At 63.9% G+C, this 23,940-nt stretch carries 15 protein-coding genes and 10 pseudogenes; 20 read left to right on the plus strand and 5 right to left on the minus strand.

All coding sequences use genetic code 11. The features are described from left to right. Window positions 1–56 precede the first annotated feature (56 nt). The 6 genes and pseudogenes from G4Q83_RS03145 to G4Q83_RS22905 form a co-directional block, all read left to right on the plus strand. Window positions 57–308: pseudogene (locus G4Q83_RS03145) on the plus strand (transposase); the annotation flags it as partial. Between the two features lie 62 nt (window positions 309–370). Continuing rightward, window positions 371–1,354, plus strand: coding sequence for an IS5 family transposase (locus G4Q83_RS03150; protein ID WP_185817191.1), 984 nt, complete (start codon window positions 371–373; stop codon window positions 1,352–1,354). A gap of 101 nt (window positions 1,355–1,455) precedes the next feature. Beyond that, a pseudogene (locus tag G4Q83_RS03155) lies at window positions 1,456–2,373 on the plus strand (IS3 family transposase); the annotation flags it as partial. A gap of 21 nt (window positions 2,374–2,394) precedes the next feature. Continuing rightward, window positions 2,395–2,751, plus strand: a pseudogene (locus G4Q83_RS03160) (transposase); the annotation flags it as partial. Between the two features lie 194 nt (window positions 2,752–2,945). Further along, window positions 2,946–3,392: a Tle-like phospholipase domain-containing protein gene (locus G4Q83_RS03165; protein ID WP_128421309.1), complete on the plus strand. Its 447-nt coding sequence runs from the start codon at window positions 2,946–2,948 to the stop codon at window positions 3,390–3,392. 298 nt (window positions 3,393–3,690) lie between these two features. After that, window positions 3,691–4,677: an XVIPCD domain-containing protein gene (locus G4Q83_RS22905; RefSeq protein ID WP_246432258.1), complete on the plus strand. Its 987-nt coding sequence runs from the start codon at window positions 3,691–3,693 to the stop codon at window positions 4,675–4,677. A gap of 196 nt (window positions 4,678–4,873) precedes the next feature. On the opposite strand, the pseudogene G4Q83_RS03175 reads toward G4Q83_RS22905, so the two are convergent. From G4Q83_RS03175 to G4Q83_RS03180, 3 genes and pseudogenes are all read right to left on the minus strand, one after another. Then, window positions 4,874–6,709, minus strand: a pseudogene (locus G4Q83_RS03175) (hybrid sensor histidine kinase/response regulator); the annotation flags it as partial. 65 nt (window positions 6,710–6,774) lie between these two features. After that, a pseudogene (locus tag G4Q83_RS24420) lies at window positions 6,775–7,522 on the minus strand (PDC sensor domain-containing protein); the annotation flags it as partial. Window positions 7,523–7,769: 247 nt separating this feature from the next. Further along, complete coding sequence (locus G4Q83_RS03180) at window positions 7,770–8,939, minus strand: OprO/OprP family phosphate-selective porin (RefSeq protein ID WP_128421311.1); 1,170 nt, start codon at window positions 8,937–8,939, stop codon at window positions 7,770–7,772. A gap of 429 nt (window positions 8,940–9,368) precedes the next feature. Here G4Q83_RS03180 and G4Q83_RS03185 point away from each other — a divergent pair, with 429 nt between their 5' ends. The 12 genes and pseudogenes from G4Q83_RS03185 to G4Q83_RS03235 all read left to right on the plus strand — a co-directional run bounded on the left by G4Q83_RS03185 (window position 9,369) and on the right by G4Q83_RS03235 (window position 21,154). After that, window positions 9,369–10,706, plus strand: coding sequence for a dicarboxylate/amino acid:cation symporter (locus G4Q83_RS03185; RefSeq protein WP_128421312.1), 1,338 nt, complete (start codon window positions 9,369–9,371; stop codon window positions 10,704–10,706). Between the two features lie 148 nt (window positions 10,707–10,854). Continuing rightward, complete coding sequence (locus G4Q83_RS03190) at window positions 10,855–13,143, plus strand: NADP-dependent malic enzyme (protein WP_128421313.1); 2,289 nt, start codon at window positions 10,855–10,857, stop codon at window positions 13,141–13,143. Window positions 13,144–13,260: 117 nt separating this feature from the next. After that, window positions 13,261–13,494: a Blp family class II bacteriocin gene (locus G4Q83_RS03195; RefSeq protein ID WP_128421314.1), complete on the plus strand. Its 234-nt coding sequence runs from the start codon at window positions 13,261–13,263 to the stop codon at window positions 13,492–13,494. A 25-nt stretch (window positions 13,495–13,519) separates the two neighbouring features. Next, window positions 13,520–13,849: a hypothetical protein gene (locus G4Q83_RS03200; RefSeq protein WP_128421315.1), complete on the plus strand. Its 330-nt coding sequence runs from the start codon at window positions 13,520–13,522 to the stop codon at window positions 13,847–13,849. Window positions 13,850–13,988: 139 nt separating this feature from the next. Next, window positions 13,989–14,159: pseudogene (locus G4Q83_RS03205) on the plus strand (phosphate acyltransferase); the annotation flags it as partial. Window positions 14,160–14,618: 459 nt separating this feature from the next. Beyond that, window positions 14,619–15,857: pseudogene (locus tag G4Q83_RS03210) on the plus strand (HlyD family secretion protein). 98 nt (window positions 15,858–15,955) lie between these two features. Beyond that, window positions 15,956–16,087, plus strand: a complete 132-nt coding sequence (locus G4Q83_RS23995) for a hypothetical protein (protein WP_281401988.1) — start codon at window positions 15,956–15,958, stop codon at window positions 16,085–16,087. 11 nt (window positions 16,088–16,098) lie between these two features. Further along, window positions 16,099–16,254 (plus strand): hypothetical protein, encoded by a 156-nt coding sequence (locus G4Q83_RS03215; protein ID WP_158255062.1) that lies wholly within the window; start codon window positions 16,099–16,101, stop codon window positions 16,252–16,254. Between the two features lie 330 nt (window positions 16,255–16,584). Next, the gene (locus G4Q83_RS03220) at window positions 16,585–17,628 is read left to right on the plus strand and encodes a rhomboid family intramembrane serine protease (RefSeq protein ID WP_185817334.1); all 1,044 of its coding nucleotides are present in this window, start codon (window positions 16,585–16,587) and stop codon (window positions 17,626–17,628) included. Next, a pseudogene (locus G4Q83_RS24425) lies at window positions 17,606–17,795 on the plus strand (cysteine peptidase family C39 domain-containing protein); the annotation flags it as partial. The gene G4Q83_RS03220 and the pseudogene G4Q83_RS24425, both read left to right, overlap by 23 nt. 587 nt (window positions 17,796–18,382) lie before the next feature. Next, a complete protein-coding gene (locus tag G4Q83_RS03230; protein ID WP_246432259.1) occupies window positions 18,383–19,021 on the plus strand; it encodes a hypothetical protein in 639 nt (212 codons plus the stop codon). Window positions 19,022–19,057: 36 nt separating this feature from the next. Next, window positions 19,058–21,154, plus strand: coding sequence for a peptidase domain-containing ABC transporter (locus G4Q83_RS03235; protein ID WP_128421861.1), 2,097 nt, complete (start codon window positions 19,058–19,060; stop codon window positions 21,152–21,154). A gap of 211 nt (window positions 21,155–21,365) precedes the next feature. Here the strand turns inward: G4Q83_RS03235 and G4Q83_RS22910 are convergent. Continuing rightward, window positions 21,366–21,832 (minus strand): annotated as a pseudogene (locus G4Q83_RS22910) (hypothetical protein); the annotation flags it as partial. Between G4Q83_RS22910 and G4Q83_RS03240 the strand changes: the two are divergent. Then, window positions 21,828–22,060: pseudogene (locus G4Q83_RS03240) on the plus strand (IS5/IS1182 family transposase); the annotation flags it as partial. The pseudogenes G4Q83_RS22910 and G4Q83_RS03240 overlap by 5 nt on opposite strands. A 317-nt stretch (window positions 22,061–22,377) precedes the next feature. Continuing rightward, window positions 22,378–23,316, plus strand: coding sequence for an IS1595 family transposase (locus tag G4Q83_RS03245; protein ID WP_128422000.1), 939 nt, complete (start codon window positions 22,378–22,380; stop codon window positions 23,314–23,316). On the opposite strand, the gene G4Q83_RS03250 is transcribed toward G4Q83_RS03245, so the two are convergent. Further along, the gene (locus G4Q83_RS03250; protein WP_128421997.1) at window positions 23,300–23,827 is read right to left on the minus strand and encodes a hypothetical protein; all 528 of its coding nucleotides are present in this window, start codon (window positions 23,825–23,827) and stop codon (window positions 23,300–23,302) included. The two genes, G4Q83_RS03245 and G4Q83_RS03250, sit on opposite strands and share 17 nt — an antisense overlap. Between the last annotated feature and the right edge of the window lie 113 nt (window positions 23,828–23,940).

The following is a 23,940-nucleotide window of genomic DNA, read 5'->3' on the forward strand; positions in this document are numbered from 1 at the left end:
GCCAGCCTTTCGTAGACATCCGGACGCCATAATTGATGGCAATGACCGAGGTGTTTATGGGCAACAGCAAGCAGTACACGGATGAGTTCCGGGCCGAGGCGGTGAAGCAGGTGATCGAACGCGGCTTCACGGTGGTGGATGTGGCCTCCCGAATCGGGATTCCCAAGCACACGCTATACGGGTGGGTGCAGGCCGCCAGGAAGATGGCGCCGGCAGCCGGCGCTGCAGCGGCGTCGACCGACTCAGCGGAGATTCGCCGGCTCAAGGCCGAACTGAGGCGGGTAACCGAGGAGCGCGACATCCTAAGGATGGTCTGAACAACTCCCTCTGATCCTGCGACAATCGTACAAAGCCCAACAGGACAACGACGATGCAATTGTCTTTCGGCGACGCGGAGTACAACGGCAAGCGCAAGCAGACGCGGCGCGAAAGGTTGCTGGCCGAGATGGATCAGGTGGTGCCGTGGAAAGACCTGCTGGCGCTGATCGCGCCGCACTATCCGAAGTCGGGCCATCCGGGCCGTCAGCCGTACCCGCTGGAGACAATGCTGCGCATCCACTTTCTGCAGCAGTGGTACGCACTGAGCGACCCGGGCGCGGAAGAAGCCTTGTACGACACGGCGTCGATGCGCCGTTTCGCCAGGATCGGCGGGTTGGATGAGGTGCCGGACGAGACCACGATCCTCAACTTCCGCCGGTTGCTGGAGACGCACGATCTGGCGCGCACGCTGTTCAACCGGGTCAACGCGCACCTATCGCGCAAGGGCCAGAGCCTGCGCGGCGGCACCATCGTGGACGCCACGATCATTGCCGCGCCCAGCTCGACCAAGAACAAGAACGGCGAGCGCGACCCGGAAATGCACCAGACCAAGAAGGGCAATCAGTACTACTTCGGGATGAAAGCGCACATCGGCGTGGACGATGAGTCCGGGCTGGTGCACCACTTGGAATGCACGGCGGCCAACGCCGCAGATATCACCCAGGCGCACAAGCTGCTGCACGGCAAGGAAGACACGGTATGCGGCGACAGCGGCTACACCGGGCTGGCCAAGCGCGAGGAGATGGCGAGCAAGCGCAAGCTGCGCTATCTGATCGCGGAGAAGCCCTCGAAGCTGAAGCAGATCAAGAGCAAGCGCGAATTGAAGTGGGCACAGCGCTGGGAGCACGCCAAGGCCAGCCTGAGGGCGAAGGTGGAGCATCCGTTCCGGGTGATCAAGCGCCAGTTTGGCTACGTCAAGGTGCGCTATCGCGGCCTGGCGAAGAACACGGCGCAAGTGCTGACGCTGTTTGCGCTGTCGAACCTGTGGCTGAAGCGAAAGCAGTTGCTGCCTGTCGTGGGGAGGGTGTGCCTGTAATCCGGGAAATACCCCGGAAATGCGCCGGAAACGGCGAAAAACCGAGGGTCTGAGCGCCGTGGGCGTGGTCGATATGGCTTGCCTCATCCTCCGACCGCGTTGATCAGACTATCCCTAAAAAAAGCCGCCGCGTACTTTGCCAAGGGGTAAGGGCGAAGTACGCGTTCATGCGTGCGCACGTCCGGGAGTTTCGTCTGGCGACGATGTGCCGGGTGCTGGGCGTGCATCGCAGTGGTTACTAGGCCTGGCTGCGCAACGGCACCAGCGTCCGCGAACGCGAGGACCAGCGCTTGCTGGGCCTGATCAAGCACCACTGGCTGGCCAGCGGCGCGGTGTACGGCTATCGCAAGCTCACCCTGGATCTGCGTGAGGCCGGCGAGCGTTGCAGCCGTCACCGGGTGCGGCGCTTGATGAAGGCCGAAGGCTTGCGAGCGCAGGTTGGCTACGGCAGCAAGCCGCGTTAGCGGGGAGGTCCGGTCGGCGTGGTGGCGAATGTGCTCAACCGGGACTTCATTCCGCAGGCCCCGAACAAGGTCTGGGTCACGGACATCACCTATCTCCGCACCTACGAGGGCTGGCTGTTCTTGGCAGCGGTAATGGAGCTGTATTGGCGCCAGATCGTGGGTTGGGCAACCGCTTCGACAATGACCAGCGATCTGGTGCTGCAGGCACTGGTGGCAGCGGCGTGGCGGCGCAAGCCCGGTCCTGGCGTGATGGTGCACTCCGACCAGGGCTGGCAGTTCACCAGCAGCGATTGGCAGTCGTTCCTGAAGGCGCACCGGATGGTGCCGAGCATGAGCCGACGCGGGAACTGCCATGACAACGCCGTGGCCGAGAGCTTCTTCAGCGTCTTGAAGAAGGAACGTATCAAGCGTCGGATCTACCCGACACGCGCCATGGCGGCATCGGACGTGTTCGACTATATCGAGATGTTCTACAACCCGATCCGCCGGCATGGTTCCGCTGGCGGCGTGTCACCGGTAGAGTTTGAAAGGCGCTACGCGCAGAGCGGCGACTGAGTGTCTACGGAAATCTGGCCGGTCCAGCACGCCTTGCTGCATGGCAAAGAAGACAGCGTGTTCGGCGATAGCGGCGATAGCGGTGCGGACAAACGCGACGAACTGCAAAACTGCAAGGCAGCATTCTTCATTGCCGCCAGACCCTCGACGATCCAAGCCATCGGCAATCAACGCGAGCGTGCCCGGCAAACGCGTTGGGAACACTTCAAGGCCAGCGTACGCGCGAAGGTGGAGCATCCATTCCGGGTGATCAAACGCCAGTTCGGTTACACCAAGGTCCGCTATCGGGGCCTAGCCAAGAACACGGCGCAGGTGCTGACGTTGTTTGCGCTCTCCAATCGATGGATGGCGCGCCGGCAGTTGCTGCCGGCCAGGGGGGAATGCTGCCTGGCGCGGGATACGTCGCCAGAAAAGCGCAAAACCTCGTCCGACAAACCCGCTTTACGCGTTCCTGGCGTTCAAGATGCCGGAATGTATGTGGTCTGGAACGTTGTTCAGAGCTTCCCTAGGGTTGCAATTGAAGGATCGCGGCATCGACTTCGACATCGCCGGCCACTCCCTCGGGCGGCGTCATGGCCTCGGCCGCCGCCGCGGTGACCGGCGCGCAGGCGACCGCCTTCAACGCCGCCGGCCTGCATCCGCTCACCGCGCAGCGCTTCGCGGCGCAGAACCCCGGCGTGCGGGTCTACGACGCCCAGCGCAGCGTGACCGCCTACCCGGTCAGCGGCGAACTGCCGAACGACGGCATCCAGGAGAACATCCACCGGCTCGATGCCTTGCACCGCCGGCAGCTGGACGAGGCGATGCGCGAGACCTGCGAACTGCTGCAGGAGGTGCCGGAAGGGCGCGCCGCGCTCAAGCGCGCGCTGGATGGGGCGGTGCAGGCGCAGGGCGCGGTGCACGCGTTCGTCGATCGCCTGGCCGATGGCGACACGGCCAAGCTGCTGCAGGAACTGCCGCTGGCGGCGGGGCGGGTGCAGCCGCTGCTGGCGGCCAAGACCGTGGATGCGGAGGGGTAGGTGATCGATCGCCACAGGCTGCCGTCGCTGCAGGAGGTGAGCGATTTCGCCGGGCCGCCGCTGGGCGTCCTGCATGCGGCCATGCGCGGCGCGCATGTGGGCCATCGCGCCGGCGATGCGGTCGCCGCCGCGGGCCGGGTCGCCGAGCGCTGCCTGGATGGTTCCGGCGATCTGCTCCGCAACGCCAGCGGGCATGCTGCGGACCTGGCCCGCGAGGCCACACGCGCGCTGGGGAGGCCGCCGGCGTGCGTTTGGCGATCGGCGAGGCCGAGGCGGGCGCCGCGCAGGTGCGCGGGCAATGGCAGCGCGCGCCGCAGCGCCGGGGGCGCAACTGCTGCGTGGCACGCAGCAGCGCCTACCGGAGCGCTTGCAGGGCGGACTCGGGGACCAGGCCGAGCGTCTGCAACACGCCGGCGCCAGCGCTCGCCAACACGCCGCACACGCCGCTGCCGATCGCCGGCATGCGGCACAGGTCGACGCGGCGAGGATCGGCGCCGGTGCTGCACTGCTCGGCGGATTGCAGCATGCCGGCATTGCCGACGCCGCGAGGCAATTCGATCGAGGGCTGGATGGCGCCGGGCAGGCGGCCTCCTTCGCCGCGGACCGCACCCCGGCGCTCGGTCCGATGTATGGCGCGGCGACGGCCGGCGTCGGCAGCGCTGCGCTTCGCTTCGGCAGCGCCATGGGGATGCCGGACCTCGTCAAGACCGGCGCGTTCGCCGGTGCCGTGCTTCCGTCGGGTTCCGAAGCGATACAGCGCCATCTCAACGACACCGTCCTGCCGAGCATGGATAGCCGGGTCGTCGAGCGCGAAGCGGCGGCACGACAATCCATTTCTCCCCCGGCGCAAGGGCCTGCGGCCCCGCACGCCGCCGATCCGTCGCAGCCCGGACACCCCGATCGTGCGTTGCACCGGCAGATAACGTCCGCTGTGCAGAAGCTGGACGCCGAGCATGGCCGTGGCTGGGACGAATCCAGCGCGCGCATGACCGCCAGCCTGCTGGTGCCGGCCAAGCGCGAGGGATTGAGCCGGGTCGATCGCGTCGCGCTCAACGAGCCGACCGCAAAGCTGCATGCCGGGCGGACCGCGTTTGTGGTGCAGGGCGAAATGAAGGATCCGGCGCACCTGCGCGCCGCCATGCCAAGCGACGAGGCGCTGCGCACGCCGCAGGCGCAGTCCTTCGCGCAATTGGAAAGCATCGATCGCGAGCAGGCCCAGGCGCGCGCGCAACAGGTGCAGAACGAGGCGCTGGCTCAGAATCAGGCGCCGGCAATCAGTCGTTAGAGCATGTTCGATCCAAGTGCTCCCACAACACTCCGCTGGCTGCAAATACCAGAGTCGAAAATGTTCTAGCCGCGCCGCAACAGCATTTCCGTCATCGGCGCACGCCGCGTCGCAGCCACACCCAACTCCTCTCCCGGTGGGAGAGGGGCTAAGGCGCACCGCGGCTGTTCCCCCCTTCCCGCTTCGCGAGAGCAGCTCAACCGCGGCGCAGCAGCATCTGCGTCATCAGCGCGCGCAGCGCCGGCGCGCGCACCGGTTTGGCCAGGAAGCCCCAGCCGCGTTCCTGGGCCAGCACGCGCAGCGCCGGATCCGCTTCGGCGGTGACCAGGATCACCCGCGGCTCGGCGTTCCAGCGCCCGCACAATTGGGCGAACAAGGCCGGCCCGTCGCACTCGCCCATGCGCACGTCCAGCAGCACCAGCTCCGGCGCTTGCGCCGGCTGCGCCGCGGCCAGCGCCTCCTCGGGGCCCGCCGCCAGTTCCAATCGGCAGGTCCAGCGTTCCAGCAGCGCGCGGCCGGCCTCGCACACGCCCGGATCGTCGTCGATGCACCACACCCGGCAGCCGTGCAGGATCGGGTCCTCGCCGTTGTCGCTGGCCACCGCGGTCGGCGGCTGCGCCTGCGCCGCGGCGCGGGCGTCGCCCAGTGCCACGGTGACCGCGAACACGCTGCCGCGGCCCAGTTGCGAGCGCAGGCCGATGCGGTGGCCGAGCAGGCGGCCGATGCGCTCCACGATCGCCAGGCCCAGGCCGGCGCCGCGGTCGTGGGCGACGCCGTCGCCGAGGCGGCGGAACTCCTCGAAGATCTCCTGCTGCAGCGCTTCGGGGATGCCCGGGCCCTGGTCGTGGACCTCGATGCGCAGGCTGTCGCCGTCGCGGCGGCAGCCCAGTAGCACGCGGCCGCGCGGGGTGTAGCGCACCGCGTTGGACAGGAAGTTCTGCAGGATGCGCCGCAGCAGGGTCTCGTCGCTGCGCACCGCGGCGCCGGTGGGCACGTAGTCCAGGCGCAGGCCGCGGTCCTGGGCGACGATGCCGAATTCGTGCGCCAGGGTCTGCAGCAGCGGACCCAGCGCGAAGTCGCGCACCTGCGTCTTCAGCGTGCCCGATTCCAGTCGTGAGATGTCCAGCAGGCTGTTGAGGATCGCGTCCTGCGCGACCAGCGCGTTGTCGACGTGGTCGGCGATCTGCCGCGCATCGCCGTCGTCCAGCCTGCCGCGCAGCGCCGAGACGAACATGCGCGCGGCATTGAGCGGCTGCAGCAGGTCGTGCACCGCCGAGGCGACGAAGCGGGTCTTGTAGCGGTTGGCGCTCTCGGCCTCGCGCTTGGCATCGGCCAGGTCGCGGGTGCGCTCGGCGATGCGGTGCTCGAGCGCGTCGGCCAGCGAGCGCAGTTCGCGCGCGGCGTTCTTGTAGCTGGTGATGTCGGCATAGCTGGTGACGAAGCCGCCGTCGGGCAACGGGTTGCCGCGGATCTCCAGCACCGTGCCGTGGTTCTTCTCGCTCTCGCGCATGTGCGGGCGGCCGCTGCGCAAATGGTCGAGCCGGCGCTGGATCGCCGCCTCCACCGGCCCGGGACCGAGCAGGCCGCGGCGCGCGTTGTAGCGGAACACGTCCTCGATCGGGCGGCCGAGACGGATCAGGTCCGGCGGGAAGCGGAAGATCTCCAGGTAGCGCGAATTCCACGCCACCAGGCGCAGCTGCGCGTCGATGATGACCACGCCCTGCGGTAGATGCTCCAGGCTGCGGCTGAGGCCGGTATCGGCCCGTTGCGCGGCCTGCACCACGCCGTCCTGCGCGGTGCGTAGCTCCTGCGCGTGCTGTTGCAGCAGCGATTCCAGTTCGCGCCGACTGCGCTGGCGCAGGTGCGCCAGGCGCTGGCGCTGCTGGAACAGCAGGCCCAGGGACGCCAGCGCCAGCCAGCTGCCGGCCGCGGCCAGCGCGGCGGCGCGGCCGGCGGCACGGCTGCCGCCGATGTCGTGCAGCAGGTGCAGGTGCCAGCCGCTCTCCGGCAGCGCCATGCTCTGCCACAGCAGCGGTTCCCGCTGCGCCGGTGTGTCGATGCGCATCACCTGGCCGCCGTCGTCCAGTGTGGCCAGGCTGCGCCGCTGCGCCGGCAGCAATGCCTGCCGGGCGTACTGGCGGGTGGCGAGCAGATCCGCGCGCTGGTGCGCGCTGAGCGGCTGCAACTGGCGGTAGCGCCAGGCGTCGCGGCTGGACAGGAACACCACCCCGTGGCGGTCGCTGACCAGCACCACGTCGGGCAGCCGCAGCCATTCGCGTTCCAGCGCGGCCAGCTCGATCTTGACGACGATCACCCCGAGGGTGCGGCCGGCATCGTCGCCGATCGCCTGCGACAGGAAATAGCCGGGCACGCCGGTGGTCATGCCGATGCCGTAGAAGCGACCGTTGCCCTGTGCCAGCGCCTGCTTCACGTAGGGGCGGAAGCTGTAGTCGGCGCCGACGTTGCTGCTGGCCAGGCGCCAGTTGCTGGCGGCCACGGCGACGCCGCCGGCGTCGATCAGGGTCAGCGTCGAGGAGCGGGTGACGTCGTTGGCGCGTTCCAGCTTCAGGTTCAGCCGCTGGTGCGCGGCCGGGTCCAGCGGCCGGGTCAGCGCGCTGCGCAGTTCCGGGTCCAGCGCCAGCACTTGCGGCAGGGTGCGGTAGCGGTCGATGCGCTGCTGCAGGGTCTGCGCGTACAGCTCCAGCTGCTGGCGCAACTGCCGGCTCTCGTCGCGCAGCGCGCGCTGTTCGGCGAAATGCCCGGCCGACAGCATCGCCAGCGCCATGCCGCCGAGGACGGTGAGCAGGAGCAGGGCGAGGCGGCGATAGCGCGAGGCGGGATACATGCAAAGTGGGGCGCGGTCGGGACGATGCCCGCCAGCTTAGCGGCAGCGGCGGGCGCGCTGCCGTGGCGGCGTTGCGCGCGGCCTCTATGGAGCCGGTGCGCGCGCGGCCGGCCATTGCGTTCGGGTCATCGGATGAGGATCGGCAACGCCGGCCCGTACGGAGCGGGCGGCGCTGCCGATCCGGGTTTCCATTGCAGTCGCTCCCGATCGGGCAACGCCGATCGGGGCGCCGGTCAGGCCGTACGACTCAGAACTGGACCTGCACGCGCACGTCGAGCGAGTTCGGCTTGGTGTGCACGCCGGCGCGCTCGGCGTCGGCGCGCACGTAGTTGACCTGGAACTTGAAGTGGCTGGTCAGGTACCAGTTCGCGCCGAAGGTCCAGTCGTGCTGGCGGCCGCCGAGCACGCTGCCATCGTCCAGGTCCAGGCGGCTGTAGCGGGCCAGCAGCTCGACCGCGCCATAGGCGTTGGCAGGCTTGATGTTGGCCACGTTGCCGGCGTTGTACGGACGCGACTCGCCGGTCAGCACGTAGCTGACGAAGGCGTACTGGCCGTCGGCGGTATAGTTGGGGCGGCCGTTGTCGCGGGTGACCTGGGCGCGCAGCGCTTCGCCCTGCAGCGAGAGCGGACCCTTGATCCAGATCGCTTCCAGGCCGGTGCGGCGCACCTGGTCGGCATCGACCAGGGTGCCCGAATCGACCAGGCGCACGTCGGTCAGGCCGGCTTCCGGGCGCGCGCGCAGGCGCACCCGCGGGCTGAAGCTCACGTCCAGGCCGTTGTGGAAGCCGCGCGGGTTTTCCTGCGAGTACGCCAGGCCCAGATGCAGCACGTCGCCGTCGGCCTTGAACGGGGTCCATACGCCGCGCACCGCCTGGGTGGTGCCGGGGTTGTCGCCCTGCAGATCCTTGCCGCCGTAGGCGCCGGCCTGCAGCAGGTACTGCGGGCGCTCGAAGCTCCACTCCACGCCGGTGCGCCGGCCCTGGTAGATCGCCTGGATCGGCAGCGCGGTCTCCATGAAGGTGTCGGCGCGCGAACTGGTCACGCCCTCCAGGCCGACCGGGACCTTGATGTAGCCCAGCCGCATCTTGCCGTAGTCGCTGCCGAACAGCGCCTTGGTCTCGAAGCGGAAGAACACGTCCAGCCACAGTTTGGACTGGAAGTCGAAGTACACCATCGCGTCGTACACGCCCTTCTTCTTCAGCGTGGCGCCGAACTCCTTGCGCCGGAACGCGTTGTCGTCCTGCAGGCGCGGGTCGTCGTCGGAGAAGTTGTTCCAGTCGTAGCCGTAGTTGGCGGTGGCGGCCAATTCGGTGCCGTCGCTGAAGGCGACCTTGGTCGGCCAGTCATCGAACCGGCTGGCGGCGGCGGGAGCGGCGGCGGTCAGGCACAGCGCAGCGAAGAGAAGGGTATGGCGCATGGTGTGATGTCTTCATTGGTGAAGGAAAAAAACGCGCCGACACTCGACTGACGGGAACGGCAAGGTTTGCGCGGGCGGTGCAGCGTGTCGCCGGGACAACGCGCCGCCCGCGAGCAATCGCGGACGCATCCGGCGCTTCTTTAAAACGGTATGGCGGCCGCGCGGCAACGCATCCCCCTGAATGCGCATGTGGCGCCGGCAGCAGGGCGGGGTGCACGGCAGCGCCGGCACGGAGCGATGCCCGTGGCCGGCGCTGCGCGCCGCCCCTGCCTCCCGTGCGCTGCGGGGACACTGTAACTGCACCGGCAGCGCCGCGACCATGGGACTAGTACCAATAGGTTATCTGCTTGGAAGCCGGCGCCGCGTACAAAGGCAGCATTCCGCGACCTGCGTCGGGTTGCCGGTCTACATCTGCTCCGGAGCGCACTCATGCATATCCCAACTTCCCTGGCCGGCGGCGGCGTGCATCGGCACGTGCCGTTCTACCGGCAGCTGTACTTCCAGGTGGTGGTCGCCATCGTGCTCGGCGCATTGCTCGGCCACTTCGAACCGGCCTTCGCCGAGAAGCTCAAGCCGCTGGGCGATGCCTTCATCAAGCTGGTGAAGATGATCATCGCGCCGGTGATCTTCCTGACCATCGTCACCGGCATCGCCGGCATGACCCAGCTGAAGACGGTGGGCCGGGTGTTCGGCAAGGCGATGATCTACTTCCTGTTCTTCTCCACGCTGGCGCTGGTGGTCGGCATGGTCGTCGCGCACGTGGTGCAGCCGGGCGCGGGCATGAACATCAATGCGGCCGACCTGAACCAGAGCGCAGTCCACAGCTACGTGGAGAAGTCGCACGAGCTGACCCTGGTCGGCTTCCTGGTGGACATCATCCCCAAGACCCTGCTCAGCCCGTTCGTCGGCGACAACATCCTGCAGGTGCTGTTCGTGGCGGTGCTGTTCGGCGTGTCGCTGGCGCTGGTCGGCGAGCGCGGCAGGCCGGTGCTGAACCTGCTGGAGGCGCTGGTCGCACCGGTGTTCAAGCTGGTGCACATCCTGATGCGCGCGGCGCCGATCGGCGCGTTCGGCGCGATCGCCTTCACCATCGGCAAGTACGGGGTGCAGTCGCTGATCAACCTGGCCTGGCTGGTGGGCTCGTTCTACGTGACCGCGCTGCTGTTCGTGCTGGTGATCCTGGGCGCGGTGGCGCACCTGTGCGGGTTCTCGATCTTCAAGCTGATCCGCTACCTGAAGGCGGAACTGCTGCTGGTGCTGGGCACCTCCTCGTCCGAATCGGCGCTGCCGTCGCTGATGGAGAAGATGGAGAAGGCCGGCTGCGAGAAGTCGGTGGTCGGGTTGGTGGTGCCCACCGGCTACTCGTTCAACCTGGACGGCACCAACATCTACATGACCCTGGCCGCGCTGTTCATCGCCCAGGCGACCAACACCGAACTGACCCTGGGCCACCAGATCGCGCTGCTGCTGGTGGCGATGCTCAGCTCCAAGGGCGCCGCGGGCGTGACCGGCGCCGGCTTCATCACCCTGGCGGCGACGCTGGCGGTGGTGCCGGAGGTGCCGGTGGCGGGCATGGCGCTGATCCTGGGCGTGGACCGCTTCATGAGCGAGTGCCGCTCGCTGACCAACTTCATCGGCAACGCGGTGGCCACCGTGGTGGTCTCGCGCTGGGAGAACGCGCTGGATCGCGACCGTCTGCGTATCGCCCTGGACGGCGGCGAAGACGCGCTGTCCGAGGTCGCGGTCGAGCCTGCCGCGATCCGCTGAGTTTTCACCCCGCTGCGCACGCGCCGGCCTTGCCGGCGCGTCGCGTTTGCGGCCCCGGGCCTGCGTGGCGACAGCCGCTAGACAGACTCGGCCCTGGTCCAAGGAGTAGAATCCTGGGTCCTCGCGCCTCTCGACCACAGAAGCCTCGATGTCAAACGACGATTTCAAGCAGGCCGCCCTCGACTACCACCGCCAGCAGCCGGCGGGCAAGATCAAGGTCACCGCGACCAAGCCCATGCTCACCCAGCGCGATCTGTCGCTGGCGTACTCGCCGGGCGTGGCCTTCGCCTGCGAGGCGATCGTCGCCGATCCGCAGCAGGCCAGCGAACTGACCGCGCGCGGCAACCTGGTGGCGGTGGTCTCCAACGGCACCGCGGTGCTGGGCCTGGGCAACATCGGCCCGCTGGCGTCCAAGCCGGTGATGGAAGGCAAGGGCGTGCTGTTCCAGAAGTTCGCCGGCATCGACGTGTTCGACATCGAGATCGACGAGAACGACCCGGACAAGCTGGTGGACATCATCGCCAGCCTGGAGCCGACCTTCGGCGGCATCAACCTCGAGGACATCAAGGCGCCGGAATGCTTCGTGGTCGAGCGCAAGCTGCGCGAGCGCATGAACATCCCGGTGTTCCACGACGACCAGCACGGCACCGCGATCATCGTCGGCGCCGCGGTGCTCAACGCGCTGGTGGTCACCGGCAAGAAGATCGAAGACGTCAAGCTGGCCACCACCGGCATGGGCGCGGCGGGCATCTCCTGCGTCAACATGCTGGTGTCGCTGGGCCTGAAGCCGGAGAACATCCTGGCGCTGGATCGCGATGGGGTGATCCACACCGGCCGCACCGACCTGGACCCGGACAAGCGGCGCTACGCGCGCGACACCGACAAGCGCACCCTGGCCGAGATCGTGGACGGCGCCGACATCTTCCTCGGCCTGTCGGCCGCGGGCATCCTCACCCCGGAGATGGTCGCCACGATGGCGCGCCAGCCGGTGATCTTCGCCCTGGCCAACCCCAACCCGGAGATCACCCCGGAGGCCGCCAAGGCGATCCGCCCGGACTGCATCATCGGCACCGGTCGTTCGGACTACCCGAACCAGATCAACAATGTGCTGTGCTTCCCGTACCTGTTCCGCGGCGCGCTCGACGTCGGCGCCACCGGCATCAACGAGGAGATGAAGATCGCCTGCGTCAAGGCGATCGCGGCGATGGCGCGGCGTGAAGCTTCGGACCTGGGCGCGGCCTACGGCGGCGAGACCCCCAGCTTCGGCCCCGAGTACTTGATCCCGCGGCCACTCGACCCGCGCCTGCTGGTCGAGCTGTCCTCGGCGGTGGCGCAGGCGGCGATGGACTCGGGCGTGGCCACGCGCCCGATCGCCGACATGGAATCCTACCGCGACAAGCTCAGCCAGTTCGTCTACCGCACCAGCCTGATGATGAAGCCGGTCTACGACCGCGCGCGCGCCGACAAGCAGCGTGTGGTCTACGCCGAGGGCGAGGAAGAAGTGGTGCTGCGCGCGGTGCAGAACGTGGTCGACGAGGGCCTGGCGTTCCCGATCCTGATCGGCCGCCCGGACGTGATCGACGCGCGCATCGAGCGCATGGGGCTGCGCCTGGCCGCCGGCGTGGACTTCGAGGTCACCAACATCCACGACGACCCGCGCTTCAACGACTACTGGCAGCAGTACCACGCGCTGACCGAGCGCCGCGGCGTCACCGTCAGCGCCGCCAAGGAACTGATGCGCTCGCGTCCGACCCTGATCGGCGCGGTGATGGTGGCGCGCGGCGAGGCCGACGCGCTGCTGACCGGCGTGGTCGGCCGCTTCCACAAGAAGCTCGGCTACGCGCGCAGCGTGATCCCGCTGGAGCCGCGGGTCAGCTCGACCTCGGCGATGACCGGGGTGATCAACCCACAGGGCGCGTTCTTCTTCCTGGACACGCACGTGCAGGAAGATCCGAGCGCGGAGCAGATCGTCGAGGCCACGCTGCAGGCCGCATACCGGCTGAAGCTGTTCGGCATCGAGCCGAACATCGCGCTGCTGTCGCATTCCAACTTCGGCAGCCACGACTCGCGCGATGCGCTGAAGATGCGCCAGGTGCGCGAGGCGCTGCTCAAGCGCAAGCCCGAGCTCAACATCGACGGCGAGATGCAGGGCGACACCGCCTGGGACGAGACGCTGCGCAAGCAGATCATGCCCAACAGCACGCTGAAGGGCCGCGCCAACCTGTTCGTGCTGCCGAACCTGGAAGCGGCCAACATCGCCTACAACCTGGTGCGCGTGTTCACCGACGGCGTGGCGATCGGCCCGATCCTGATGGGCATCTCCAAGTCGGTACACATCCTCACCAGCAGCGCCACTTCGCGCCGGGTGATGAACATGACCGCGATCGCCGCGGTCGACGCCCAGATCCGCAAGCAGCTGGAAGCAGAAAAACGTTGAGGTGTGATTATGGCGACAGACCGCAATGGTTGGTCCGGCGCCTAGTAATCAACTGTGTCCAGAATTATCTTCGTAGAGGGGGGCAATTGTTGGCTGCTCTTCATGAAGGGGTAGCTCTTGGCTGTCGGAATTAAGCTGCTCAACTTAAAACTGGAAGGAAACAGTATGCGCGAATTGAAGGGATTTGAGGTTAGCCAGGTCAGTAGTGGTGATGGCATCTACTCTAAAAATGTTCAACTTCAGTTTCGAGATATGATGGTGGGCACGGCTGCTGGTGCAATTATGGGTGGTCCGGCTGGCGCTGCGGTTGGCTTGATTGCTGGCGCGATCGTCGGATATCGCGGCGCATAATTGAGTTGACGAGTTGAGGCGCCGCTTGTTCAAGCGGCGCTTTCTATTGGATTCTCAAAATGAAGGTGCTTGCATGATTTTCCGAGACCCGGCTATCGCAATGTGGTTGTTTGTAAAGGTTGGCCGCCCAATCTCGGCTGATTCTATGCGTCGTTCCTTCGGACTGCGCTGTTTTGTGTATGCACTGAACTTCTTCATAACATGGGGGCTTTTTGTCACTATTGTTTGGACATTGCTGGATCCAAATAAATTTGGAATTAGTATTGTCTGTGCAGTCTTGGGCTCTTTGGTTTACGGGGTTTTGGTTGCCGCGGTGCAGCCAAGGATTATCAAGGGGCCTGATGACCAGATATAGCCAAATTTTCTGCTCTTTGGAATGCCGTAAGTTTAAGTTGAGACTTTAAAAACGGATCCATATCCGATCTCCGACGGTAAATTCAACAGGTCGAGACAACCGGGATTGCCCATGCCCCGCTACAAGCCGCAAGAGCGCACGCGTGTTCACCGGCGGCGTGGCGATCGGCTCGATCCTGATGGGCATCTCCAAGCCGGTGCACGTCCTCACCAGCAGCGCCACCTCGCGCCGGGTGATGAACATGACCGCGATCGCCGCGGTCGACGCGAAGATCCGCAGGCAGCTAGTGTGCTGTTTTCGAAAAAACTAGCCGTTGATTGCTGGTGAATATATGTATATCAACATGTTGGCTTGTGGTACACAGGTAAGTTATTTCGAGCACTGCACACTAGAAGCGGAGAAGCACGGCTGAAGTTCCACCTTTATTTTTTGGAAGTTTTCCCCTGCCCCTACCCTCGGGGAGAACGGGCGCACCGCAGTGCGGATGATGACCTGTTCCCCTCCGCCTGCGCATCATGGCGCCATCGCCAGCCGCCGGTTCCGGTCTTTGCCGACGACATTGCAGCATTCGGTCGACAACGCTGGCATCCAAGCAATCGATGCCGTCGTGGCAGCGCCTGCAAGCAAGAGCAGGCCAGGAAAATTGACCTGTATTGCGGCCTGCCGCGGTCTCTTGAAAAGTGCCTATTTCCTGTGATAAATCTCTTTCCATAGACTGACAAGAGGTCGGCGGGGGATCAGGATGTCACCAGGACTGTTCCGCACGTAAGTGCTCCAAGCCAGGCGTACCAGTTGGCTGGGCGGGGTGTCGCTGACCCAGCCACCGAAGGCGTGGCTGTTGACCGTGGCAGCGAGCGCGGTGGCCTCGGCCGTGGTGCTGTTTCTGTGCCTGGCGACCTATACCCGCCGCTCCAGCGTGATCGGGCAATTGCAGCCGGCCAGGGGGCTGGCCACGGTCCTGGCACCGGCCAGCGGCGTGGTCGGGCGCATGCAGGTGTCCGAAGGCGACAAGGTGGCGACCGGGCAGGCCCTGGCGTTGGTCAGCGTGCCGCGTGCCACCGTGGCCAGCGGCGATACCGTGGCGGCGCTGGAACGGCGGTTGGGGCAGCGCCGCGAGGGGCTTGTCGCCGCCCGCGCGGCCGAGTTGGACGCGCTGTCCGTCCAGGACGGAGGGCTGGCCGCACAATTGGCGGCAGCCAGGAGCGAACTGGCGCAGATGGACACCGAGACCGCCACGCGCCGGGAGCAGGTCCGCATCGCCGGGGAGACGCTGGAGCGCCTGCGCCGTCTGGAGGACGTGCGCTATGTCAGCGTGCTGCAGATCAAGCAGCAGGAATCGTCCGTGCTCGAATACACCAGCCAGATGCAGGCGATGCAGCGGCAGGCGATCGCCACCCGGCGGACCATCGTGCAATTGCAGCAGGCGCTGAGGGAACTGCCGGCGCAGCGCCGGTCGGCGCAGGCCGGCTACCAACGCGATCTGGCGCAGTTGGAGTAGGAACAGGTGGAGACCGAGGCGCGCGGTGCGCTGGCGGTGGTGGCGCCGATTGCCGGCATGGTGGCGACGCAGAACGTCAAGCCTGGACAGGCGGTACAGGCCGGGCAGCCGCTGCTGAGCCTGCTGCCGGACGACGGCGAACTGGAGGCCGAACTGCTGGTGCCCAGCCGCGCCATCGGTTTCGTCGCGCCGGGGGATGCGGTGACGCTGCGCTATCAGGCATATCCGTACCAGAAGTTCGGCCACCAGCGGGGCAAGGTGGCGCGGATCAGCCGCAGCGCGTTGAGCCGTGGCGAACGCGGTGCATCGATCGGCGATGCGCAGCAGGGCGAAGCGTACTACCGGGTGACGGTGGCGCTGGCGCGGCAGGCGATCACCGCCTATGGCAGGTCGGAACCCTTGAAACCCGGAATGTTGCTCGATGCGGACATCCTGGGGGAGAAGCGGAGGCTGATCGAATGGGTGTTCGAGCCGTTGTATGCGCTCAAAGGAAAGGTTGGAAGCGACTGATCCTGTGAGGTAGAGATTGCCGGGTGGGTTCCCGGCCCCAAGGCGCAGGGGTGCTGTGCCAACACTTCAAAGGAGATAGGGAAATGCGGGAGTTGACTATGAACGAACTGAATGAAGTCGATGGTGGGACATCATATAGTGCTGGATATGCCACTGGGCAATTTGTCGCCAAGACCATTATCGCGGTTGGTACTGTTGCGGGGCTCTATGCTCTCCTGATTTCGGCTTGATAGGGGGAATTATGAAAGAAATGAATAATTTAGACGTTGATGCAGTTTTTGGTGGAGTTGGAACTGCTGGCGCTCCACCGATTTCGGGTAATGAGTTGATTGGAGGCTCGAGGGAAGCTGCAAGTTTTCTGAAGGGTTTCTTGCAGGGGTTCTACGACACATTTTGATTTAAATGAAGGCCGCCTGCCCGTTTTACGGGCGGGCTTACATGGGAGTACACTCATGAAACTGGCTTTTGCATGTGCACTGTATATAATTATTCTTGGAGCTATCGTTTTTAAGTCCGGATTTGAAAGGTCGGACTATTTATTGATGCTGATTGGATTTATTTCATTATTTGTCGCCTACAGGGTTTGGAAGTCTATCGATTCGGCGAGCAACGCGGGCAAATTGAAATAGCGCCAAGATTTTTAATTATCTTGCAAGTCCAAGTGAATGCATGGTATGCGCAAGACTTTAAATACGCAGGTCTCCCTCTGGACAAGAGAGTATAGATAGTGATTGCGAGTCGCAGGTGGAACGACATCGACATACTTCCATCGAAGGAGGGAGAGGGGTGGTCTGTTTTCAAGGCGCGCAAACAGATCGATGCAAGCTACTCCGAGATTGCATCTCTCGTTGCGCGTTGGCTGCCGGCAAATCCTCTACTTATCGGGGCTCCGGGAGAAAAGCGGTTTCTACCTCCTGTGCTTATCTCGGAATTTGAGGCTGTTGCGCTTAGAACCGTTCGAAACAACTGCCGCAACATGATTATTGCGCTTGCGGCGTGCGGAGTCGTTCTACTGTGTACTTCTGCAGCTGATCCAACATCCTCTGTTTTTTTGATCGGACTAATGGCGATTGCACTCGGGGCGACCATCGCTCTTGACTACTATCTTGGATTGCGGAACCGCGAGCGCTTGACTGAGAGGGCACTTTTTTTTCGTTGGCTTAAGGTCGATTCGTCAGCCAGACTTGGATTCCTTGTTTGGCTTGTCATCGCACTTGGCATGGGTGTACTGCAATGGCTGTTGCTGCAACACCTTGGGAGTATGGATTCACTATTCCATAACTTTGGCTTTATGTACGCTGATGTGAGTGCTGGGCAGTATTGGAGGATTATAACCGGTCCGTACTTGCACTATTCGATGTTTCATTACTTGAATAACGTAATGCTTCTGCTGTTCGCGGGGACTCTGGCGTTTGCTTTGTTTGGAAGATCGGTATTTTTAGTTTTTATTATCGGAAATGCTTGTGCTGCACTCGCGCAGATGAAATTTGGGGGAGGGGACTTTGATAATTATGGGGGGGTATCAGGTGGGGTCTATGCATTGTTTGGCGCACTGATCTCGGCGGGGGTGGTCAAGCGCCAGTTGTTTCCAAAAGGCTTTTGGTTGTTGATCTTAAATCTGACTGTGCTTGGAATATTTGCGTCAGAGGTCATTTCAGAAAATACAGCGTCGGCTGCCCACGCCGCCGGTATCTTCCTTGGGGGGGAGTGGGCATCTACTACGGCCTCAAGCAAGCGAGCAGTTAAATTTGAGAATCATCGTCCAGAATGAAATGTCCGAGTGCGGACTTGCCTCCCTGGCCATGGTCTCAGGCTGGCATGGAAAAGCGCTGGGCCTGTCTGAAATGCGCGGCCGCTTTCCACTGTCGCTGAAAGGCGCCAAACTCAGCCACCTGATCCATATCGCCCAGCAAACTCGGCTTCTCCTCCCGCCCCGTTCACGCTTCCGGAATTGCCCTTGGAGACGCAGTACAGCCTAAAGCATGAAGGTGCGATGATTTGATGCGAACGCTGTTGAGTGCGTATCGGCGGTTTTAATCCGATGTTGATGAATCATATCTCGCCGTATGCGGATTTTCTTAAATGCTCAGTCGGCCATCAAATAAATCGATGTATTGTGAATGGAAGTTCGGCGTTAGTTTTTTGAGGCGTATGTCGGTTCTTCCCCGGCGCAGGGTATGCGTCATAGCGACTGTGAGAGGTGATCTATGCGTGAGTTGAAATTTGAAGAAACCGTTGCTGTTACTGGCGGGCTTGAGGCCGGCTGCTCATATACCAAGACGGTCACAAAGAACGCAGATGGAAGCACGACGACAACCAAGACGTACGAATGTCATGCTAAGGCCTGATTCTGATTTTTAATGAGGCCTCGGTTCAATGTCGAGGCCTCATTTTACGAAAATAGAATGGAGTAATTCGCGGATGATTCGTATCGCAACTCTGGCCGTTGCTTTTCTTTCGATCGTTTTTTTTTTTGTGGAGATGCTCATGCAGGCTGGAAGCGAATATCGCCCGATCTCATAGAGTTGAGTGGCGATATCGACGCGAATTCCGATGTGGAATATTTTAAGGCGGCAACGGGCGGTTATTCGAAAATTGTCGTTCATAGCGGAGGGGGTTTCCCACGCGTTGCGCTGAAGATTGCCGAAGACATCGTTCGGCGACGGCCCATCGAAGTGAGGGTGAATGGGGTGTGCCTATCGGCGTGTGCCAGCTACATCGCGGTGGCCGCTTCTTCGCTGAAGGTCGATTGCGGAGCTGTTCTCGGGTGGCATGGGACGCTGCCAACTGGGAGCGAAGGAGCGGTTTCGCTGGCGGCGGAAGGAGCTCCTGGCGCATTGGTGGAGAAATATCGCAGTTGGCTGGACAAGTTTCACGCGGACGAGCGTGCTTTCTACAGTCGTGCTGGAGTGAACTACGCGATGTTGGAGCATGCGGGTCAGCAGGTAAAAATGAGTTCCGGAAAGGCGGATGAATATACGCTCGACGAGAAGACGGGAGAGTACTCCTACACCAGCACCCCGTCTGTCTGGATCCCTCAGGGTGGCACGTTGCAGAAATATGGGGTTGCTGGAGCTGAGTATTGTCCTGGATACACGGATGAAATGATTGTGGATGCAATGAAGAAAGCTGGGGTGAAATCATCGTTCGTGTTGGAGCATTAAGGCAGTGCTCAGTCGCAACTATTACGCGGCCGGCTGATGGACGCCTGCTTGCAGAACGAAGCCGCCGAGTGCGGCCTGGCGTCGTTGGCGATGGTGGCGGGTGCCTACAACCTTCACGTCGGCCTGCCGGAAATGCGCCGCCGCTTTCCACTGTCGTTGAAAGGGGCCAAACTCAACCACCTGATCCATATCGCCCAGCAACTCGGCTTCTCCACCCGGCCACTGCGTCTGGATATGGAGCACCTGGGCCAGCTCAAGCTGCCCTGCATCCTGCACTGGGACCTCAACCACTTCGTGGTGCTGGCCAGGGTCGGCAAGTCGAACGCCACGATTCTCGATCCGGCCATCGGCGAGCGGAAACTGTCGCTCGACGAGGTGTCCAGGCATTTCACCGGTGTGGCGCTCGAACTGACGCCAACCGCCGGGTTCACGCCACAGAAGGCGGTTCCCTCGATTTCGGCGCGTCAGTTGACCGGTCCGATCCGCGGTTTGTGGCACGCGCTATCGCAGATTCTGCTGCTGTCCGCAGCACTGCAGGTGTTCGTCGTCCTGGCGCCGTTCTACATGCAGTGGGTGGTGGACCAGGTGCTGGTCTCGGCCGACCGCGACCTGCTGGTGGTGCTGGGCCTTGGATTCGGTCTTGCGTTGTTACTGCAGGTGGGGATCGGGCTGTTGCGCGGGTGGTCGGTGGTCTACCTGTCTTCGAAGCTCGGATTGCAGTGGATGGGCAATGTGTTCGCGCACTTGCTCAGGCTGCCGCTGGACTTCTTCGAGAAACGCCACCTGGGCGATGTGACCTCGCGCATGGCCTCGGTGCAGGCGATCCAGCACACGCTTACCACCAGCTTCGTCGAAGCGATCATCGACGGACTGATGGCGGTGGTCACGCTGGCACTGATGTTGATCTACAGTTGGAAGCTGGCGCTGGTGACGTTGCTGGCGGTGGCGCTGTATCTGGGTATTCGCGCGATGGCCTACCGGCCGGTGCGCGATGGCACCGAGCAGCAACTGGTCGCCGCCGCCAGGCAGCAGACTCATCTGCTGGAATCGCTGCGTGGCATGCAGAGCCTGAAGGTGGCCGGTGAGGAATCGCTGCGCCGCTCCACCTACGACAACCTGCTCAACGACACCGTCAACCAGGACGTGAAGCTGGCCCGGATGTCGCTGGGCTTCTCCAGTGCCAGCCAGTTGCTATTCGGCATCGAGCGGATCGCGGTGATCTGGATCGGCGCGACGCTGGCGCTGGACAGCGTGTTCTCGGTCGGCATGCTGGTCGCCTATCTGGCCTACAAGGACCAGTTCGCCATGCGCGTGAGCGGGCTGATCGACAAGTGGATCGAGTTTCGCATGCTGCGTCTGCATGGCGAGCGCCTGGCCGACATCGTACTGACGCCGCCGGAAGATGACGAGGCGCTGCACGAGGCGCTGCCGCCGGCCGAGCCGCGCATCGAGGTCGAGGGGCTGTCGTTCCGCTATGCCGAGGGCGAGCCATGGGTGCTCAAGGACTGTAGTTTCGCGATCGAGCCGGGTGAGTCGGTGGCGATCGTCGGCGCCTCCGGCTGCGGCAAGACCACGCTAGTGAAGCTGTTGCTTGGGCTGCTCAAGCCAACCGAAGGCGCGATCCGCATCGGCGGCCACGATCTGCATAAGCTCGGCCCGCGCAACGTGCGCAAGATCGTCGGCGCGGTGATGCAGGACGACCAGTTGTTCGCCGGCAGCATCGCCGACAACATCGGCTTCTTCGATCCGGACTTCGACCTGCAGCGGATCGAGGCGGCGGCGCGGCTGGCGGCGGTGCACGAGGACATCGCCGCGATGCCGATGGGCTACCACAGTCTGATCGGCGATATGGGCAGTTCGCTGTCCGGCGGCCAGAAGCAGCGGGTGATCCTGGCGCGGGCGCTGTACCGGCAGCCGACGCTGTTGTTCCTGGACGAGGCCACAAGCCATTTGGACGTGATGCGCGAGCGCCTGGTGAACGAGGCGGTGAAGCAATTGAAGCTCACCAAGGTGATCGTGGCACATCGGCCGGAGACGATTGCCAGCGCCGACCGCGTGCTGGTGATGGAGCAGGGCCGGATCGTGCAGGAAGTGCGGCCACGGCCGGCGTCCGTTGAAGCGGTGGCGGTCTGATTCTGTATGCGCAGGTGCAAATGTCGATTCCAACCGCTCCAACCGGGACCGGGCAGCCAATGCCGGGCAGCAGCGCCGCAGCGATGAAACGGGCGACTGCGCTGCCGCATTCCTGGTCGTGGCTGGACATCAGGCCGCGGTAACGCCTGCAACCAAGGCACCGAGTCGAACGCGGTGCCCACCACACCGCGCGATATCGCAGTCTGCAATGGCAGGCTGCCCTCGGCGCGTGCAGCGCATACAGCTTGTGCTTGTCCTGAGGACGTTGGCGCCAGATCCGCTCGGCACGCTCCCGCCACATCTGCATCGGTTGCCGCGCCGCCTCATCGACCATGTCCAGCTTCCGTGCGATGTCCCGGATCACTCGTCCCGGCAGCGTGCGCTGCCGGCGCAGCGCCCGCCGCATCCGCTTGAACTGGCGTGCGCGGGCGTAGCAGCCGGCCTGCCGGCTCAGCCCGGCCCTCCGCGTTCACAGCTCTGCCGAAGCCTCAGACCGTACTGCTTGCACAACAACAGCAGCAGCTGGCGCTGCGCCACCTATCGCAGCCGGCTGTCGGTCGGATGGGGATCGTTCTCCTGCATCTTGCTGTCCACGATCACCCGCGATAGCTCGCGTGCATCGACCGCCTTCACTGCCCGGGCGGCGTTGATCCTCTGCGTCAGCGGTTCCTCTGACATCGACTGCTGCCCCGACCATTTCAAGCACCGAGGGAGGATCGCTGCAAGGGCATCGAACGCAACGATCGTTTGGGTCGTCATCGCTGGGTCGTCGAGCGCACCCATGCCTGGTTCGCTGGCATGGACAAGCTGCACGTCCGCTTCGAACGACGCATCGATGTCCACCTGGCGCGGCTGCCTCTTGCGTGCTCCATCACCTGCCTACGGCTCTTTCCAGGGTTTTGCTAGCCGCTCCAAATGGCGCCGCTTTCCCCAAAGCCGCCCTCTCGCGTCCGAGAAGGCGGCGCGACTCAAGGCCGGATCCTGGGAGGATGGGCAAGCACGCGCGTGATTGCCGCCAGTGCCGTCGATCTGGCCTCTTCCTGAAAGACAGGTCGTTGCGATTGGACGAGCGCGTTGACAGTCATCGACGTGCCCAGTGCGGAGTGGTCCTGACGGATGCGGCCATCCGGGGTTTGCGCGAACCTGATTACCCATCAGTCGCATCCCTTGATTCGGGGCTGGTCAATGCTGCAAGCCGCTGATTCGACAGAGGCGATGCGACGATGGCCAAGAAGAACCTGATCCAGTTCCAGGCGGGCATGAGCCTGCCGGCGTTCCTGCGGTCCTATGGGAACGAAGCGCAATGCCGGCAAGCCGTCTTTGAACAACGGTGGCCGCAAGGCTTCTTTTGCCCAGCGTGTGGACATCGGCGGTCTTGCCAGTTGCACAGCCGCGATCTGCTCCAATGCAATCGCTGCAAACATCAGACCTCCTTGACGCGCGGCACCTTGTTCGCTGATACCAAGCTGCCGTTGCGCACCTGGTTCCTGGCGATCTACCTCCTCAGCCAGCACAAGAACGGCATCTCGGCGTTGGCGCTGCGCCGGCAACTTGGAGTGAGCTACAACACCGCCTGGCTGATCAAACACAAATTGATGCAAGCCATGGTCGAACGCGAAGCCTCCCATCAGTTGAGCGGGGATATACAGGTGGACGACGCCTTTTGGGGCGGAGAGCGCCACGGCGGCGGGGCCGGCCGTGGCAGTCCGGGCAAGACCCCGTTTGTGGCCGCCGTTCAGTGCTCTGCGCAGGGACATCCTGTCGCCATGCGCCTGGATGTGGTGGCCGGTTTTCGCAAGGCCGAACTGACCCGCTGGGCAAGCCGCTATGTCGCCCCAGGCAGTCGCGTTGTTTCCGATGGCCTGAGCTGCTTCCCAGGCGTGGCCCTGGCCGGATGCCACCATACCGCCATCTTCAACCGCGGCCGGCGAGTGCCCACAGAGCCGGCGCTTATCTGGGTCAACACCCTCCTGGGCAACATCAAGAACGCCTTGCATGGCACCTATCACGCCTTGCGCCCAAAGTACCTGCAGCGCTACCTCAGCGAGTTCTGCTATCGCTTCAACCGACGCTTCGACCTGGCCGCCTTGGTGCCACGATTGATCTGCGCCTCCCTCCACACTCCACCGCTGCCCTATCGGATTGCTACGCTGGATGCGTGATGTGGGTAATCAGGTGCGCGAATGCGCTGACCATGCGCGCGCCAGCGATCGCAACGCTACGGCCGCCGGGAAGCGTGGACTTCATCATCGGCGAGGTGGGTTGGGTGAAGTCGGTGATCTCGACCTGCATGATGAAACCGCTGCACTTCAGCAATACCGACACACTGTTGTACGCTCCGTCCGAGATTCTGGCCACGCCACGCGGATGCTGGGCGTGATAGTCGCATCCGGAAACATGCAGATAATGCTCGTCGACCGCCAAGTAGCTTGTGGCTTTCACCTGCGCGGCGGCCTCAACGAGCTGGTCGAACTGCTCGACCAGCGCCTTGCTGGTCGGAAGCGCGCTGGACTGGATCGGAGCCGGTGCGGAAATGCTGGAAGCAGGCGCTGTCGATTGCGCGCTCGCCATGCGGCCTGTCTCTGCGTGCCGCGCCGTGTAGTTGGGGGTCATGACCTCCTGCGAGATGGCGGCCGATGCGGCAAGCAGTGCGGAAAGAATGATCGGATTCATCACATCCAGCCCTCCGGAAGGCAGCAGTCGTAAGCATAACTGTTGAAACAAGGCGATTTACTATTACAGTACATCCTAGCCCTTGGATCGCTGGTGTCGACTATATAGTGTAC

Source organism: Xanthomonas theicola (assembly GCF_014236795.1).
In the GTDB taxonomy this organism is placed as follows: domain Bacteria; phylum Pseudomonadota; class Gammaproteobacteria; order Xanthomonadales; family Xanthomonadaceae; genus Xanthomonas_A; species Xanthomonas_A theicola.